At 63.2% G+C, this 16,409-nt stretch carries 13 protein-coding genes and 1 pseudogene; 9 read left to right on the plus strand and 5 right to left on the minus strand.

Annotated elements, in window-relative coordinates:
- The first annotated feature begins 26 nt into the window (after positions 1 to 26).
- Positions 27 to 2,801, plus strand: a complete 2,775-nt coding sequence (locus BKK81_RS33110; protein ID WP_071023015.1) for a LuxR C-terminal-related transcriptional regulator — start codon at positions 27 to 29, stop codon at positions 2,799 to 2,801.
- A gap of 383 nt (positions 2,802 to 3,184) precedes the next feature.
- Positions 3,185 to 3,337 (plus strand): hypothetical protein, encoded by a 153-nt coding sequence (locus BKK81_RS36205; protein WP_197524089.1) that lies wholly within the window; start codon positions 3,185 to 3,187, stop codon positions 3,335 to 3,337.
- Between the two features lie 83 nt (positions 3,338 to 3,420).
- Here BKK81_RS36205 and BKK81_RS33115 read toward each other — a convergent pair whose 3' ends face one another.
- Positions 3,421 to 4,440, minus strand: a complete 1,020-nt coding sequence (locus BKK81_RS33115) for an NAD(P)H-quinone oxidoreductase (RefSeq protein WP_197524090.1) — start codon at positions 4,438 to 4,440, stop codon at positions 3,421 to 3,423.
- A gap of 163 nt (positions 4,441 to 4,603) precedes the next feature.
- Between BKK81_RS33115 and BKK81_RS33120 the strand changes: the two genes are divergently transcribed.
- Entirely contained in the window at positions 4,604 to 5,476 is an 873-nt protein-coding gene (locus tag BKK81_RS33120; protein ID WP_071023017.1) for a LysR family transcriptional regulator, read from the plus strand.
- Positions 5,477 to 5,648: 172 nt separating this feature from the next.
- On the plus strand, positions 5,649 to 6,065 hold the full coding sequence (locus BKK81_RS33125; RefSeq protein WP_071023020.1) for a nuclear transport factor 2 family protein: 417 nt from the start codon (positions 5,649 to 5,651) through the stop codon (positions 6,063 to 6,065).
- Between the two features lie 68 nt (positions 6,066 to 6,133).
- Here BKK81_RS33125 and actP read toward each other — a convergent pair whose 3' ends face one another.
- The 3 genes from actP to BKK81_RS33140 form a co-directional block, all read right to left on the minus strand.
- Positions 6,134 to 7,705: a cation/acetate symporter ActP gene (gene actP / locus BKK81_RS33130; protein WP_071023023.1), complete on the minus strand. Its 1,572-nt coding sequence runs from the start codon at positions 7,703 to 7,705 to the stop codon at positions 6,134 to 6,136.
- The gene (locus tag BKK81_RS33135; RefSeq protein WP_071023026.1) at positions 7,702 to 8,016 is read right to left on the minus strand and encodes a DUF485 domain-containing protein; all 315 of its coding nucleotides are present in this window, start codon (positions 8,014 to 8,016) and stop codon (positions 7,702 to 7,704) included. Before BKK81_RS33135 ends, actP begins: the two co-directional genes overlap by 4 nt.
- An 82-nt stretch (positions 8,017 to 8,098) precedes the next feature.
- A complete protein-coding gene (locus BKK81_RS33140) occupies positions 8,099 to 9,763 on the minus strand; it encodes a fatty acid--CoA ligase (RefSeq protein WP_231908283.1) in 1,665 nt (554 codons plus the stop codon).
- A gap of 256 nt (positions 9,764 to 10,019) precedes the next feature.
- Here BKK81_RS33140 and BKK81_RS33145 point away from each other — a divergent pair, with 256 nt between their 5' ends.
- From BKK81_RS33145 to BKK81_RS37175, 3 genes and pseudogenes are all read left to right on the plus strand, one after another.
- Positions 10,020 to 10,808 carry an SDR family NAD(P)-dependent oxidoreductase gene (locus BKK81_RS33145; protein WP_071023029.1) on the plus strand — a complete coding sequence of 263 codons (789 nt, stop codon included), beginning with the start codon at positions 10,020 to 10,022 and terminating at the stop codon, positions 10,806 to 10,808.
- A gap of 40 nt (positions 10,809 to 10,848) precedes the next feature.
- Entirely contained in the window at positions 10,849 to 11,913 is a 1,065-nt protein-coding gene (locus BKK81_RS33150) for a phosphotransferase family protein (RefSeq protein WP_071023031.1), read from the plus strand.
- A pseudogene (locus BKK81_RS37175) lies at positions 11,900 to 12,082 on the plus strand (helix-turn-helix domain-containing protein); the annotation flags it as partial. The gene BKK81_RS33150 and the pseudogene BKK81_RS37175, both read left to right, overlap by 14 nt.
- Positions 12,083 to 12,577: 495 nt before the next feature.
- On the opposite strand, the gene BKK81_RS33155 reads toward BKK81_RS37175, so the two are convergent.
- Positions 12,578 to 13,711 (minus strand): integrase domain-containing protein, encoded by a 1,134-nt coding sequence (locus BKK81_RS33155; RefSeq protein WP_071023033.1) that lies wholly within the window; start codon positions 13,709 to 13,711, stop codon positions 12,578 to 12,580.
- A gap of 1,227 nt (positions 13,712 to 14,938) precedes the next feature.
- Between BKK81_RS33155 and BKK81_RS33160 the strand changes: the two genes are divergently transcribed.
- Complete coding sequence (locus tag BKK81_RS33160) at positions 14,939 to 15,943, plus strand: PRTRC system protein D (RefSeq protein ID WP_071023036.1); 1,005 nt, start codon at positions 14,939 to 14,941, stop codon at positions 15,941 to 15,943.
- Between the two features lie 14 nt (positions 15,944 to 15,957).
- Positions 15,958 to 16,392 carry a hypothetical protein gene (locus BKK81_RS33165; protein WP_071023039.1) on the plus strand — a complete coding sequence of 145 codons (435 nt, stop codon included), beginning with the start codon at positions 15,958 to 15,960 and terminating at the stop codon, positions 16,390 to 16,392.
- Positions 16,393 to 16,409 lie beyond the last annotated feature (17 nt).

Genomic DNA, 16,409 nt, shown 5'->3' on the forward strand with positions numbered 1-16,409 from the left:
CCGCCCGCCGTCAGGAGGAGTCACGAATGACCCAATCATCGCCGGTCGCTGCTGCGCAACTACCCCAATGGCGGCCAGCCTTGATCCTGACAAAGCTGGCGCCACCGCGAACGCGCCACTATATCCATCGTGAACGCTCCATCGCGCAATTGCGTCCTGGCATGGAGCGCAAGCTGACGGTCCTGGTAGCCCCCGCCGGCTTCGGCAAGACGTCGCTGTTGGGTGAATGGAAGAAGGTCTTGGCGCAGGAAGGCTGCGCCGTTGGCTGGCTCAGCATCGACCGCGACGATGATGATCTCTTCCAGTTCGGCGCCTACCTGCTCGCCGCGGCAAGGGAAGCTTGCAAGCAGGCCGGCGAGCCGATCCCTTGCGGCCTGGAGCCCGACCCGCTGGCGCCGGCGGACACGATGTTTGCGGAGCTTCTCAATGCGGTCTTGGCGCTGCCGCGCCAAATGGTGCTGGTACTGGATGATTTTGACCGGCTGGCATCGCCCGCCATTCACGAGGCGGTGTTCAGGCTGCTCCGATATGCGCCGGAGAACCTGCATCTGCTCGTCGCGGGGCGGGGCGAGCCGGGCTTTCCGCTGAGTTACTTCGAGGCCCGGGGCCAATTGCTGAAGCTGGACGCGGAGGCCCTGCGCTTTGACAGCGCCGAGACACAGGCGTTTTTTTCTGCCGTTTCCGGCCATGCCCTGAGCGCTGCCCAGACCGAGGTGCTGCTGCGAGCGACGGAAGGCTGGGCGGCTGGCTTGCAATTGGCGACGTTTGCATTAAGTGCAACCGACCAGCCCGACGTCTTCGCTGAGCGCTTGCCATTCGCCCGGCGCAGCGTTGAAGCGTATCTGAACGAGAACGTATTTGTTCACGTCCCCGAGCCGCTACAGAGTTTTCTCCTACAGACCTCGGTGCTGGACCGGATGTCGGTGCCCTTGTGCGATGCAGTGACAGGCTCCAGCGAGGCGCATGCCAGTATCGAGTGGCTGATGGCTCGGAATATGTTCGTCAGGCCCTTGGACGCCGAGGGCCAGTGGTACCGCTATCACGCGCTGTTTGCCGAGTACCTGAGAAAACGCCTGGTCAGGGAGCGTCCGCACGAAGTTGCCGAACTGCATCGCCGGGCCAGTGAATGGTTTGCGGCGCAATCGCTGTGGTCGGAGGCCGTCAGGCATGCCCTGGCAGCCGGCGAAAGCGATCGCGCCGCCGGCTGGGTCGAGCAATGCGCGATGAATCTAGTGGAGGCCAGCGATGTACGGACGGTCCTGAGCTGGGTCGCAAAATTGCCTGGCGAGGCTGTGCGTGGCCGGCTTCGCTTGCGCCTGGCCCATGCCTGGGCGCTCGCACTGACAATGCAAGCCGACGCGGCCAGGCGCGAACTACAGGCGGTCGAGGACGACATCGGGCTCGGGCAGTTGCCCGTCACGGAGGTGGTTCGCGTCGAGTTACAGGCGGTCAAGACGCTGATCGCGGCCCTGTCCGACGAGAGTCAGCGCGCGCTGGAAATGGGGCGCAAGGTCCTGGAACTCGGCCCGGCGGAAGGCTCATGGGCTGAAGGAATCGGCCTGACGACGCTTATCTTCGGTCTCAGCTATGCTTCCGGGTTCGAGGAGATCGAACGGTTGCGGGGCGCGCTGACGTTCGGTACCGGGGCGAATGCGCCGATCTACGCAACGGTGTACCGGCAGAGTATGGTCGGGCTCAGCCTGTTCGTGGAGGGCCGGCTGGGCGAGGCCGTTCAGACCCTGGAAGATGTGCTGCGCGAATCCAACGCGCGCGCCGGCCGGCAGTCTGCCGCATCGGTGCTCCCGGTCGGATACCTGGCCGCCATCCACTATGAATGGAATGATCTGGACCGCGTCGCCGATCTGCTGGACGGGCGGCTCGAGATGGCGATGCAATCGTGCTCGCTGGGGCCACTGGTCGGCTTCTGCGTGACGCTGGCGCGCCTGAGGCTGCTGGCGGGGAAACAGGACGAAGCCTATCGGATCCTGGAAGACGCGGAAGCCGTTGCCAGAAGCCGCCGATGGCTGCGCATGCAGGTTGCGTGCAAGGCCGAGGCGATCCGGATCGGTATCCGGTCCGGCGACCTGGGCCGCGCCACGAGGATCGGCCACGAGTTGGAAGCGCTGGTCGGGCAGCGGCCAGCGAGCTTGCAGGGCAGCTACCTGGAGACCTGGCAGCGTTTCCAGATGGCGCATAGCCGTCTGCTGGTGGCTCGTGGCCGGTCTGCGGAAGCCGTGCCCATCCTGCATGGCGTGCAGGCTGAGGTGCGTGCAGCGGGCATGCAGTACCTGTCCGCCCAGATTTCAGTGATGCGGGCGGTCGCCCTGCACAGTGCGGGGCAGCGTGCAGAAGCTGTCCAGGCCATGCGCGCCGCGCTCACCTATGGCCAGGCGAACGGTCTGCACCGCGTGTTTCTCGATGCCGGCCCTGCGGCCCGGGAAGTCCTTGACGCGCTGCGTCAGCAGCAAGACCGCCTGGCCGAGGTTGAGCCCTGGTATGTGAGGAGGCTATGCGCCGGGTTCGATGCGCCGGCAAGCGAGCCAGACGCCGCGGATGACCAGGCGGAGCCGGTGGCCGCCAGCAGGCTAAGCGCCCGTGAAGTGGAAATTCTCGACTACGTGGCACGGGGGCTTTCCAACAAGGAGATTGCCCGGGCCATTCGTGTCGCCCCGGAAACCGTGAAGTGGCATCTGAAGAATATCTTTGAGAAGCTGAAAGTGAACTCCCGCATCCAGGCGGTCCGCAGCGGCCTGGGCCGGGACCTGCCGCGGGTCGCGGAGCGCCCCGTGGCGCGGAGCTAGCTTCCCGCGGGCGCTATCCGATCGCGAACCCCATCAACCCGCCCCATGTCCTTCCTGACCACCGGCGCGCAGTCGGACTATGTCGGCCGGCGTCCAGTCATTCTCACCGCGATGGCACTGCACAGGCGAGGTCCGCGCTGATCCTGTCGTCGCCGATCAATGTCGCGGTCTGGTCGATGAATGGGTTCTGTCTTTCCCTAGGCCCGACGCTCGCCCGCAGTGTCACGGGTTGGCAGGCACCGTTGACGGGAGCCTTGCTGGTGTTCGTGCTATCAGCGCAGCGGCCGCGGTGCTGGCCGGGCGTCCTTGGACGGCACGGCAATCCATGATGGCGGGAGCGCTGTGCCTAATGACGGGCCTCGGCGTCACCCTGCTGGGCGAACTTGCAGGGCATCGGCATCTTTTTCTTCGGCCTCGGCTTAGTGGCGGCAACCTACTGGTTTGGCGGCGCGCTGACCCTGTTGTCGATGGTAGCGGCCGTCGCCACCGTGTTCTGCCATCCACCTCATCGCAGCCTTGACGGGCACCTCGGCTAGGAATGCGTGCACACGGGGCAGGCATACCGGAACGGCCGGGGCGGACGGCATCGCCCGCACCCGGCACTTGCCGCTCCGTGCCGTTACTGGCCCATCGTGAGCACGATCTTGCCGATATGGGTGCCGGAGTCCATCAGCTCATGGGCTGCCCGCGCCTGTTCCAGCGCGAATGTCTGGTAGATGAGCGGCTTGACCGCGCCAGATGCCATCAGCGGCCAGACCTGCGCCTCGAGCTCGCGGATGATCTGGGCCTTTTCTTCAGGCGTGCGCGAGCGCAGGGTCGAGCCCAAATGGGTGAGGCGCTTGGTCAACATCGGGAACAAGTCGACTTCCTTGGCGATGCCCTTGATGACACCGATCTGCACGATGCGCCCGTTAATGGCCGCGGCAGCGTAGTTGCGCGGGACATAATCGCCAGCGATGATATCGACAATGACATCGACACCTTTGCCTTCGGTGACGCGCATGACGGCCTCGACAAAATCCTCTTCCAGGTAATTGACCGCGTAATCGGCGCCAAGTGCGAGGCTGGCGTCGCGTTGCGCGTCGGAGGCCACGGTGGTGATGATCTTGGCCGCGCCAAAGGCCTTGCTGAGCATGGTGGCTGTGGTGCCGATCCCAGAGGCCCCGCCATGGATCAGGACGGTGTCGCCCTTGGTGAACTTGCCCCGCTGGAACAGGTTGAGCCAGACGGTCATGAAGGTTTCTGGCATCGCGGCAGCTTCCACCAACTGCAGACCATCGGGCAGGTGCAAGGTATTGTGCTCGCTGGCGACACTGTACTCGGCGTATCCCCCCCCCGGAATCAGGGCGCAGACGAGGTCGCCGACTTTGAATCCGGTGACGCCCTGGCCGAGGGCCGCGACTTCGCCTGCGACCTCGAGCCCGGGGATGTCGGAGGCGCCGGGAGGCGGATCGTACAGCCCCTTGCGCTGGAATACGTCGGGGCCGTTGACACCTGCCGCATGGTGGCGGATCAGCAGTTCGCCCGGGCCGGGCGTGGGCACTGGCCGCCGTGTGGGCACCAGCACTTCCGGGCCTCCGGGGTGCTTGATTTCGATGGCCGTCATCGTATCGGGGATGTTATGCGAAGGCGAAGGCATGGGATTTCCTGATTAACTCGTGGAGCGCGGCGCAGATCTAGGTCGTGGGAATTGCTGTCGCGGTTGAGGCAGTATAGGTTTCTGCGATTCAATGATGTGATGCAGGTTTTCATGGCTGACATGCAGAATCGCATCGGACGATTTGTACGGTTGAGAGGGGGATATGAACTGGGACGATGCCCGGGTTTTTCTCGCGCTGTATCGGGATGGCACGCTGCGCGCCGCGGCGAGATCGCTTGGCGTGGACCAGGCCACAGTAGGGCGGCGCCTTGCGGCACTGGAAAGCGTGGTTGGGGCAACCCTGTTCCTGCGCACGTCAAGCGGCTATGTGCTGACCATGGCGGGCGAGAGCGTGCTTGACGCGGCGCAGCGCATGGAGCACTCTGCAAATGACTTCCAGCGGTTGACGCAGGGACTCGACGACCGGCTCGCGGGCGAGGTGAGGATCACCACAACCGATTCGCTGGCCATGGATTTTCTGATGCCAGCGCTTGAGGCGCTACACGCAAAGTACCCTGAGGTCGTATGGCAGATTGATGCATCGACCCGGATGCTGAACCTGGCAAAACGGGAAGCGGATATCGCGATCCGCACGGCCAGGCCGGACAATCCCGACCTGATCGCACGCCGTCTGGCCCAATGGCCGATGGGGCTGTTCGCCTCACCAGGCTACCTTCGCGAGCATGGAGAGCCCCAGGCCGGTACGGCCTTTTCCGGCCATGACCTGGTGGTGTACCAGCCTTATGTGCTTGGGTCGAGGGAGCCAATGTTGGTGGGCGAACCCATTTCCGGCGGGCGTATCGTGGCAGCCGTCAATTCCAGCCTGATGCTGCGCAGTGCCATCAAGGCGGGGCTGGGTGTGGGCGAGATTCCTGTCTACATGGGCAAGGCCGACGACCTGGTCAGGCTTTGGCCTGAGCGTTGCCGCGACGTGCCCTATGAGGTGTGGCTGGTGACCCATAAGGACTTGCGCCACACCGCGCGGATACGCGCTGCGATCGAGGAGATCGCGCATGCCTTCGAACGCCTTCGGTAGGAGGGAGGCGACAGCCAGGCCATTCCCGGCTGCCGGCGTTGGCGCAGCCCCCGTTCGGGGAGGGGCATTGACAGGGTTCGGCGAAGCGAGATGATGATGACTGCACGGGCGTGGCGGACCTATCGGGCGCCACGCCGGCCTGCCCTATGTCCCATTTTCAGGGAGATCTGTGATGAGCCAAATCGAGATCGTCAAGGCGTTCTTCGCGCGCTACCGTGAGCATGACATAAACGGCATGCTCGCCATGTTTTCGCAAGATGCGCGGATCGACTATGTCCCCATGAGGCTGGAGGGGCCTGCCGGCGAGGCCGGCAAGACAATCTGGCGCGGCCTGATGGATGGCTTCCCGGATTTGAGCAACCAGGTCACTGCGGTCTATGGCGACGATGACCAGCGCACCGTAATTGCCGAGGTCACTATCACGGGCACGCAGGCTCGGGACGTGCTGGGGATCGCAAGCCGAGGCCAGTCCTTCTCGCTGCCGCACGTCTTTATCGTTCGTATGGACACGGATGGCAGAATCGAATTCATGCGCGCTTACTGGGACAGCGCGGCGTTCTATGCCGCGCTGACGCCTGCAGCGACCTAGCACGGGGCTACCGCAGCGGGTTGCACCTCTGTGTGGCACGCAACCCGCGCTTGGTCATGCGCCGGGTGTCAGTGGCTGGATGGTGCCGCCGCCCCATGGCCGGTCTGTGCGCGGACCAGTTGCGCGTCGAAGGCCTGGCGCTCTGCCTCGGCCCTGGCGCTCCGGTCGAAGCGCGAGCACAGGTATGTGACCAGGAACGCGAGCGGGACTGTGAACAGCGCCGGGTGGTCGTACGGAAAGATGGCTGACGGGTGCCCTAGCACGTTCTTCCAGACGGCAGGGGAAAGTATCACCAGCGCGACCGACGACGCCAGGCCCGACGCCACGCCCCAGACCGCGCCGCGGCTGGTCAGGCCGCGCCAGTACATCGACAGCACCAGCACCGGAAAATTCGCCGAGGCCGCTACATTGAAAGCCAGCGCGACCAGGAACGCCAGGTTCTGCCCCTTGAAGGCAATTCCCAGCAGCACCGCGACGATACCGATGGCCAGCGTGGCCTTTTTGGTGACGACGACCTCGGCTGCCTCGGTGGTAGTACCGCGCCGCAGGACACCGGCGTAAATGTCATGCGAGATCGCGGAAGCGCCCGCGAGTGTCAGGCCCGACACCACGGCGAGAATCGTGGCAAAGGCGACAGCCGCCAGGAACCCGAGAAACAGGTTGCCACCGGTCGCGCTTGCGAGATGCATTGCGACCATATTGCCGCCGCCGAGCAGCTTTCCGCCAACCTGGCCGCCTTCGAAGTAGCGCGGATCGGTACCGACGATCACGATGGCCGCAAGACCAATGGCAAACATGGCGAGGAACATGTAGCCAATGCAGGTACTGGCCACCAACACACTCTTGCGTGCCTCGCACGCATTTGGCACCGTAAAGAAGCGCATCAGGATATGGGGGAGTCCCGACAGCCCGAGTACAGTGGCTACGCACAGCGAAAGTGCCGAGACCGGATCGGCGAACATCGTGCCAGGCGCGAGCAGGGCCGGGCCGCTGCGGTGCACCGCGACTGCCTTGGCTGCCAGGGTTTCAAAGCTGAAGCCAAAATGCGCCAGCGCCAACAGCATCAGCAGCGAGCCGCCGAACAGCAGGAGCACTGCCTTAGTGATCTGCACCCACGTCGTGGCGACCATGCCGCCGACTGTCACGTAGACCATCATCAGCGCGCCGACCCCGACAACGGCATAGACATAGTCGATGCCGAACAGCAACTGCACCAGCTCGCCGGCGCCGACCATCTGCACGATCAGATAGAGCAACACGACCACCAGGCTGCTGGCCGCTGCCATGCAGCGCGTGGTGACGGGATCGAGCCGGTCCGAAATAATGTCGACGAAGGTGAATTTGCCGAGATTACGCAGCCGTTCGGCCATTAGGAACAGCATGACCGGCCAGCCGATGAAGAACCCGACGATATACAGCAGCCCGTCAAAGCCGCGTGCATAGACCAGGCTGACCACGCCGAGCAGCGTAGCGGCCGACATGTAGTCACCCGCCACGGCCAGGCCGTTCTGCATACCCGTGATTCCGCCGCCTGCGGTAAAGAAGTCATTGGCAGTCCGGGTGCGCGAGGAGGCCCGGTACGTGATGCCCAGCGTCAGCGCGACGAAGAGCAGGAACATGGCAATGGCCTGGAGATTCATTGTCCGGCCTCCGACAGGATCTGCTGCACCATCGTCTCAAGCTTGCCGTTGGCACGGCGCACGTAGAACCATGTCGCGGCCCATCCCAGCAGCATGATCCCGACAGCAAGGACGATGCCAAGGTTGACCAGTGTTTCCGGATGAAGCGGCTCGGCCAGGCGTTGGGGCTGCATCGCAACCGCAAGCATCAGCGCGAGAGAGGGGGCGAGGACTAGGACCAGCAATACCCGCGAGAGGCGGGCGCGGCGGCGCACCAGTTCGCCGAACCTGGGATGGCGTCTGATGCGCTCTGTGATGGTGGAAGCTTGCATTGCTTTGTCTCCTGAAGCGGCTTTTCTAGTGAAAACGTTGCCACACCGGCATTGGCTGCCGGCTCATGGGTGAGTGCCGGAATTAGGAGAAAGGGGCGGCCTGGTACCTTTCGCGGAGCAGGCGCTTGTTGATCTTGCCCACGCTGGTCTTTTCAATCGCGTCGACAAAGAGCACCCGTTCCGGGATCGCATACTTCGAGATCGCGCCGCGGCGGACGAAGTCGCGCAAATGCTCCTGGATTTCTTCCGTCCCAGCTGACTGTCCCGGCCGCAGCACGATCAATGGCAGGGGACGTTCGCCCCAGCGCGCATCCTTGATGCCGATGACGGCCACTTCGCTCACTGCGGCGTGGCGCGAGATCAGGTCTTCGAGCTCCAGCGACGATACCCACTCGCCGCCGCTCTTGATCACATCCTTGATGCGGTCGGTGACTTGCAGATAACCGTCGCTGTCGATCGAGCCAATGTCGTTGGTATGCAGGTAGCCACCGGACCACAGGTGTTCGGACTCCGCCGCATTGCCGAGATAGCCTTGCGTGAGCCACGGCGCGCGGACCACGATCTCGCCGCTGGCCTTGCCGTCGTGCGCAATGTCGCGCATCTCGTCATCGACGATGCGCAAGTCGACCAGCGGAACCGGCAAGCCGGTCTTGGTGCGGACGTCGAGTTCGGTGGCGGCATCGCCAAGCAGCGTGGTTTTCACCTGCGCCAGTGTAAGAATGGGGCAGGTTTCCGACATGCCGTAGCCGGTGAACACGTCGATGCCGCGGTCAATGGCGGCCTGAGCCAGGCCCCGCGGCAGCGCCGATCCGCCGACGATGATTTTCATGCCGCTCAGGTCGACCGCGGCCGAATCCGGGTGCGACAGGATCATGTGGAGCAGCGTGGGCACGCCGTGGGAGAACGTGACCCGCTCGCCTTGCATCAGCCGCAGCAGGTGTTCAGGGGCGTAGCGGCCCGGATAGATCTGTTTCATACCAAGCGCCGTTGCCACAAAGGGCATCCCCCACGCGTGCACATGGAACATCGGCGTCAGCGGCATGTAGACATCGTCCCGATGCACGCGTCCCTGGCTGGGCGCACCCGCCAGAGCCGCCATGGTGGCCAGCGTATGGAGCACGATCTGCCGATGGCTGAAGTACACCCCTTTGGGCAGCCCGGTGGTGCCGGTGGTGTAGAAGGTCGTGGCCCGGGCGTTCTCGTCGAAATCCGGGAAGGCGTAGTCAGGTGGCGACGCCGCCAGCAGCGCTTCGTACTCGGCGCTGAAGCCATCGGGCAAGGGCGCGTTGTCGAGTGTGAAGGTGTCGTCGCTGACCAGCACGAAGCGCTCGACGGTTTCGAGCTGAGCGCGGATTAGGGCGAGCGTTGGTAGAAAGTCGGCATGGACGATTAGCAGCCTGACGCCAGCGTGGTTCAGTGTGTAGGCTATCTGTTCCGGCGACAGCCGTACATTTACCGTCATCAGCACCGCGCCCATCATGGGGATGCCGAAGTAGCTTTCGAGGTAGCGGTGACTGTCCCAGTCCATGACTGCCACCGTATCGCCCGGTGCAATGCCGAGCGATTGCAGGCCGCTGGCCAGTTGGCCGATGCGGTGCCGCATAGTCCAGTAGCTGTGCCGTACCTGACCGCGGTAGACGATTTCCTGTTCCGGGTTAACCGCCAGCGGCGCGTGCAGGAGCTGCTTGATCAGCAGCGGATAGGCGTACGCCGATGGCGTGCGGGGGATAGGGATAGGCCGTGTCACGGAGGAACTCCTTGATCGCTGTGGCAGCGGCCTGGGCAGCATGCGCCATGACTTGCATGCAGCGCCAGGGACGCCGGATGCCTGCCAGCGTAAGCGGCGTGGCACCGCTTTCCAGCCCCCCAATAGGGGAGGCACCGGGCATCCTGAGGGTTGCCCCGGGGGGCATCGTGGGCTGCCTCCCCGTTCGGGTGGCTGGCTTGCCAGACGTGATGGCTTAACCTGCGCTCCGACAATCGCGTCGAAGGAGACTGAAAATATGGCTTCCGCACCTCGTCCTCAACCTGTCTTTCCCGATCTGGAGGACAAAGTGGCACTTGTGACCGGCGCATTCGGCGGGCTTGGTCGCCACTTCGCGCTGACCCTGGCAAACGCTGGATGCCGCGTAGTGCTTGCCGGCCGTCGACTCGCCGAAGGGGAACGCTTGCTGGCGGAGATCCGGGCGACGGGTGCAGACGGATGTGTTGTGCAGCTGGATGTGTGTGATCCCGATTCCGTATCCGGCGCCTTCTTCCGGGCCGAGCAGGCGCAGGGTACCGTGGACATCGTCGTCAACAGTGCTGGCATTGCAACCACCGGGCCCGCGCTAGAGACGAGTGAGCAGGATTGGGCGCGGGTCATCGATACCAACCTGACCGGCGCCTGGCGTGTGGCGCAGTACGCCGCCCAGCAGATGCGCGAAGCTGGCCGGCAGGGCAGCATCATCAACATCGCTTCCATTCTGGGGCTGCGGGTGGCGCAGCAGGTTCCCGCATACACGGCAGCAAAGGCTGGTTTGATCCACCTGACGCAATCGTTGGCTCTTGAATGGGCACGCCATGGCATCCGCGTCAACGCACTAGCGCCGCGGTACTTCGCCACTGAAATTAATCGTGCCTTCTTCGAGACAGACGGCGGGCAAGCGATGGTCCGGCGGATCCCTCAGCGGCGCCTGGGACAGCCCTCCCAGCTTGATGGCGCCTTGCTGCTGCTGGCATCGGGGGCATCCGATTACATCACCGGCGCCGTGTTGCCCGTCGACGGCGGGCATCTCGTTAGCACGCTCTGATGCTTCACGCGAGTCCCCACACCAGCCAAAGGACAGACCAATGAACGATACGAATCACCGCAACTGGGACGCGCTGGCCCGGCTGCTCCATGCACGCGGGCTGATCGACCAAGCGTCGCTTATTGCCACCCGGCTTACCGGTGGCCAGTCCAACCCGACTTTCCTGGTCTCCTCCGGCACACACCGTTACGTACTGCGGATGAAGCCTACCGGGCACATCCAGGCCAAGGCGCACGCCATCGACCGCGAGTTTCGCGTCATGAGCGCGCTCCAGGGCAGTAATGTGCCCGTCCCCGCCGTGTACCTGTACAGCGAAGACCTGTCCGTGGTTGGCAGCCCGTTCTACCTGATGGAGTACCTGGATGGCAGGGTGATGGTGGACCAGTCGCTGCCGGGGATGCAGAGCGCCGAGCGCAGTGCCATCTACGCGGAGATGAATCGCGTGATGGCAGCGCTGCATCGCATCGATGTCCAGGCGGCAGGGCTAGCCGACTACAGCCCTGTTGGCAACTACCTGGCGCGTCAGATTGCCGGATGGACGCGCCAGAGCCGTGCCACTGGCGCGCTCGAAAGTTCCGCCATGCAAGCGCTGATGAGCTGGCTCCCAAGGAGCATCCCCGCGGTCGAGGAGACGCGTCTCGTCCATGGCGACTTCCGCCTTGACAACCTGATCTTCCACCCGAGCGAGCCCAGGGTCATCGGGGTGCTGGACTGGGAGTTGTCCGCGCTGGGACATCCGCTGGTTGATTTTGCCTATCATTGCCTGAGCTGGCACATCCCTTCATCGCTGTGGCGCGGTATCGCTGATCTCGACATCGCGGGTCTCGGTATCCCGAGCGAACAGACGTATTTGCAGTGGTATGTCGAAGCCAACGGCACAGCGGGTATTGAACACTGGGACTTCTACATTGCCTACAACCTGTTCAGGTTGGCCGCTATTATGTTCGGTATTGCAGAGAGGGCACGGCAAGGCAACGCTGCCGCTGCGGATGCCGTCGAGACTGGCCGAAAAGCCGGACCGATAGCGGACCTGGGATGGCATTACGCGATGCGCTATGAGGCTATCCGGCATCGTAGTACCGAGTGTAGCAATGCAGCAAATTGAATGGAAAGACGGGGAAATCTTCTGCCGTGTTGTGGAAGGGGCCGGCTTTACCTCTGGGGCCAATCTGGCTGGCGTTCCGAAATCTTCGGCTAGCGCATCCGTTACGCGACTGGAGTCACATCTCGGAGTGCGTCTGCTCGAGCGAACAACGCGCAAGGTGCGTGTCACAGGAATCGCAACACGGAGAGCGCCAAAGAGACCGTGCTCACTGTTAGTCCCCGCCTCCGTACAGAAAACGCAGAAATCCGGAAAAAAGCAGTGCTACAAGGACTTGGTGTCGCACGATTCTCTTTCGCCTTTGTGCATGATGACGAAGTAAAAAGTGGAGGGCTTTCTCGATTCTTCCCGAATATGTCTCGTCGCCAGTGAAGGTCTATGTACTGATGCCGGCGCGTATGCACCGGCCAGTAAACGTTCTGGCGTTTCTTAGCCTCATGAGAGCGAGCTAAACGCCCCCAACCACCGCGAAGAGAGGCAGCGAAGCTGCTGCAGCCTAGTGTCCGAAGAATCGCAGCACTATGTAGCGGTCACGTTCGATCAATGGCTGCTGCCGCTCCTCTTCGCTTGAGATGTTCAATCCCACGATGAGATGGTGCGGGTGGGCGTCCCAGCCAGCGACCAACAGCCCGACCCAAGCCATTGAGGTCTAGAGGCGGCCCTCCTGCTACATCGCACCGATCAGCCGATAGAGGGCTGACCGACTGATACCCAACAGCCTTGCTGCCTGGGCCTTATTCCCGTTCTGCGCAATCAACTGGGCCTCCGCCTGCTCGCGAGTCACGCGCGGGCGTTGGTCACGTTCCATCGCGGTCACGGTGCTCAGATAGGCGCCAGATTTGGCTGCCTTACTATGGCCTGCGCTGAGGATGATCTCCTGTATCGCCTGCCGATGTACCTCCAGATCCCCCGGGCGGCCTCCCTTGACCGGAGCGTCTACGCCAGTGGCCTCCTTGTACAGCGCCTGCATCCACTCATGTCGTAGCCCGTGGCTGGTGATGCCAAGCTCAGCTTTGCAAACGCCGAACTTGCGAAGAACGGCGTTGTAGTGGCTCCGCCACCGTGCTATCGAATACGTCGACGGCGTGGTCGATCCGCTATTCGGATCGACAAGCGTGGCGGCCTCTTCCAGAACGCCGAGTCGCATCCGCACCGGAACTTCCCGCGCCCGCCCCCCTTTCGTTCCGTCTACCACCCGCAGCGTGTCCAGGTTGCGCAGGGCCGTCCCAATCTTCAGAGAGAAGCTCTCCTCGATGCGCAGCCCGAACGCCGCCTGCAGCTTCAGTTGCACCGCCACCCGCGCATCTGCTTCGGCGATCTTCGCGATCAAGGCAACCGCATCCACGCCGTTGCCTTCCCACGACTTGTCCCGCGTCGTCACGTAGGAGCGAATCAAACCGTGTGCGGCACGGTCGGTGTAATCCCCAAGCGCTCGGATGAGATCGTGCTTACCCAGCCACTGGCAGAACGCCTTCAGATGGCTAAGCTTGTTCTCGATCGTCCCGCCGGTCTGGCCAGCCGACACCCACCTCGTCACAAGCGCCTGCACATGCTTGTGCCGCAGCGAGTGAGGGCTCTCGATCATGAAGCCAACCTCCCGCAGTTCCACGAACGACCGGCACACGGTGTACATCCGTCGCTCCTGCGTCTTGATCGACGCGCTCTTCGAGCTCGTCCGGGTCCGGCTCAGAATTCGCTTCAGGTTCTCTGTCAGGACCGCTTCCATCTCCGCCATCATCCGCACCGGAAGGTCATACCGCGCCAGCAACCCACGCACGTCAAACACTGCTGACTGTCGCATCCAATACCCCTATTCAAACGCACTGCGCGTTCTGCCGACTTGCATGCCCCCCGTTGACATGCGCCTCGACACCGAGCGCCCACCTCTTGCCGTTTATCCATCGGCCATGGTCCTGCCTTCCAGACCTTTAGCGATCCCCTTGGCTGGTCAGCCGGCACGTGGAAGAACGTGCATGACTGTCCCGAACAATCCAACACATCGTCGTGCTGACCGATCTGCCGGCTCGTCGGGCTACCCGGTTGCCGGGGAATCGCTCCCGGCATGAACGTTTGTCAGTGCGAAGCACCGACCTACGCCGCCCGCGTAACTCTTGTTGCGCTGTTCTGTGACGGTCGCGCCTACCGTGTCGTATGGATTCAGAGCGTCCAGCTGCCTTGCGCAACCGACGTCCCGCCCCTCGAGTAGCGACATCTGAACCGCAGTGTGTCGGGTTCCAGCGTTCGCCTACCCCGCGATTCGCTGTCGGGCGTATGGTGGGTGTGGAGGACAAAATGTGTCCGGTGTGTCCGGCTTGCACATGTCCTCAGTGCGTCCGATTCTTCCAGACTACCCGCAAAGCCAATTGGTATCGCGGTGTCCGGTGTCCTCAGTGTGGGCCAGTATGTACCTGAGCCGATTGAAAAAAATGCCGCGACATTGTGCGGCTTGGACAGCGGGCGATCAGAACCCACCCTAGCGGGTGGCCGCTGATGCTTGAGATGTGCCGCGCTCAGGCGGCAAGGTCGATGCGTCGGGGACGCGAGAAGAGCCTCCAGCATATAGCACCAGCGAGCAGCAGTGCAAGGCACAGCGAAAGCCCCCCGCAACTCCCGAGCTTTTGCGGCCTTGACTTCGTCGTTTTGTCGGTAGAGTGGGTCACAAGGAAGTCACCCCTTCGGTGAGTCTCGGTGAGCAAGTGTCAGATGATCACCGCGTCGGTGAGTTACGGTGAGCAACTGTCAGTTGGTCTCCGAATCTGTCATCAACTGACACTTGATCCCCCGTTCGGTGAGCACCTGTCAGATTTCCCCCGGAGCAAGCTGTCACCAAGTGGCACTTGGTCACCCGTACGGTGAGATTCGGTGAGCAGCTGGCAGTTGCTCATCGGTCAGTTGCGGTGAGCTACTGACAGTTGCTCACCGGGACCGACATCAAGTGCCACGTCCTCACCCTCCCGGTGAGATACGGTGAGCAACTGTCAGATGGTGTCACTTCCCTCACATCAGAGCAGTCAACCTGGAGAGCACCATGAAGATCTCGACCGTCGCAGTGGACGTTGGTTACGGCAACACGAAATCCGCCTTCGGTATGGGCGCGGAAATCTCAACCCAGATGTTTCCCTCCCTCGCGCCCCCGACGTCTGTCCACTCCCTCGCGTCCCACAGCGGCAGTTTCTTCCGCGCACGTAACGTCGTGAACGTCATGGTGGACCGCGCCCGCTACGAGGTCGGCCCGGACGTTTCGATCAGCGCCGCCTACGGCAATACCGGCCGGGTCCTGTCCGAGGATTTCGTCACCACGCCCAACTACGCCGCGCTGCTGGCCGGTGCCTTGCACTACGCCAATGCATCCGAGATCGACCGCCTGGTTCTCGGCCTCCCGGTTCATAACACCCAGAAGTACGCAGACTTCCTCCGCGACCGCTTTAGTGGCGACCTGGACTTCGGTGACAAGCTCGTGCGCGTGCGGAGCGTCCTGCCGCTGCCCCAGCCTCTGGGCTCCCTTGTCTCTTTCATGCAGCAGAGCGGACAGCAATATGACCCGGACAACTCCTACCTGGTGATCGACGTCGGCTACTTCACCACCGACTGGGTCGTCGCGCGGGGATACGCGATGGACGATACCCGCAGCGGCGGTGTCCCCGGTGGCGCGGCGCGGGTCTATCAACAGGTCGCCAAACTGCTCTCCGAAGCCGAGGGCGAGGCCGTCGACAGCCTCGAACGGATCGACAAGGCGATCCGCGACGCCAAGCCGCTGCTCTTCTATGGCAAGGATCTGGATGTCCGCCCCTTCCTGGCCGAGGCGATGGCCGTCACTCACCAGTCGATCAAGGAAGTGCAGACCCGAGTGGGCCGTACCGAAGACATCCGCGCGATCATACTGACCGGCGGCGGCGCGAGCCTGTATGCGCCAACCATCCGCGCCGCATTCCCGCGGAACATCATCCACGTCATGGACGCACCCTGCTTCGCCAACGTTCGGGGCTTCTACACGATCGGCGCTGCACGGCAACCCGTGAAAGCAGCCGCGTAAGGAGTGATGCGCTGATGGACAAGCTGGAGATCAAGCTGACGCTGACAGCCGACTCCAACCCGGAGTTGCTGGCCTACCTGCGCGGCATCCCGAGCGCGCGCGAGCGCGCTTACATCCTCAAGCGCCTCGCCCAGCGAGGGCTTGCGGGCCTTGGATCGGGCGGGCTGGATAGGGTCGCGCTTCCTGCTCCGTCCCCTGTCGGACAGCCCCCTCGCCATGACCTCGGCGATTCGCCGGCGCGCACGTTCGAAGCAGCCACGCCAGTTGCCGCTCTCGCGGAGCCGGCCCAAGACACTCCGCCCGGCTCCGGCGCAGTGTTGGCGCCCGGCCCGGCACCAGCGGCACCGGCAGCCACAGGTGATAAGGCACCAGCGCAGGAAGCATTGAGCGAGGGCTTTGGAAGCCTCGATATCGGCGCGCTGAATGCGGCAATGGCACGCTTCGAGTAGGCAGAAAACAAAAAAGC

The sequence above is a fragment of the Cupriavidus sp. USMAHM13 genome, assembly GCF_001854285.1.
In the GTDB taxonomy this organism is placed as follows: Bacteria; Pseudomonadota; Gammaproteobacteria; order Burkholderiales; family Burkholderiaceae; genus Cupriavidus; species Cupriavidus malaysiensis.

What these genes read in the sequence shown, in the direction of transcription:
- BKK81_RS33125 (WP_071023020.1), top strand. Translation starts at nt 5,649, where the DNA reads ATGAGCCAAATCGAGATCGTCAAGGCGTTCTTCGCGCGCTACCGTGAG.
- BKK81_RS33120 (WP_071023017.1), top strand. Translation starts at nt 4,604, where the DNA reads ATGAACTGGGACGATGCCCGGGTTTTTCTCGCGCTGTATCGGGATGGC.
- actP (WP_071023023.1), bottom strand. Translation starts at nt 7,705, where the DNA reads ATGAATCTCCAGGCCATTGCCATGTTCCTGCTCTTCGTCGCGCTGACG.
- BKK81_RS33110 (WP_071023015.1), top strand. Translation starts at nt 27, where the DNA reads ATGACCCAATCATCGCCGGTCGCTGCTGCGCAACTACCCCAATGGCGG.
- BKK81_RS33150 (WP_071023031.1), top strand. Translation starts at nt 10,849, where the DNA reads ATGAACGATACGAATCACCGCAACTGGGACGCGCTGGCCCGGCTGCTC.
- BKK81_RS33135 (WP_071023026.1), bottom strand. Translation starts at nt 8,016, where the DNA reads ATGCAAGCTTCCACCATCACAGAGCGCATCAGACGCCATCCCAGGTTC.
- BKK81_RS33165 (WP_071023039.1), top strand. Translation starts at nt 15,958, where the DNA reads ATGGACAAGCTGGAGATCAAGCTGACGCTGACAGCCGACTCCAACCCG.
- BKK81_RS33160 (WP_071023036.1), top strand. Translation starts at nt 14,939, where the DNA reads ATGAAGATCTCGACCGTCGCAGTGGACGTTGGTTACGGCAACACGAAA.
- BKK81_RS33155 (WP_071023033.1), bottom strand. Translation starts at nt 13,711, where the DNA reads ATGCGACAGTCAGCAGTGTTTGACGTGCGTGGGTTGCTGGCGCGGTAT.
- BKK81_RS33115 (WP_197524090.1), bottom strand. Translation starts at nt 4,440, where the DNA reads ATGCCTTCGCCTTCGCATAACATCCCCGATACGATGACGGCCATCGAA.
- BKK81_RS33145 (WP_071023029.1), top strand. Translation starts at nt 10,020, where the DNA reads ATGGCTTCCGCACCTCGTCCTCAACCTGTCTTTCCCGATCTGGAGGAC.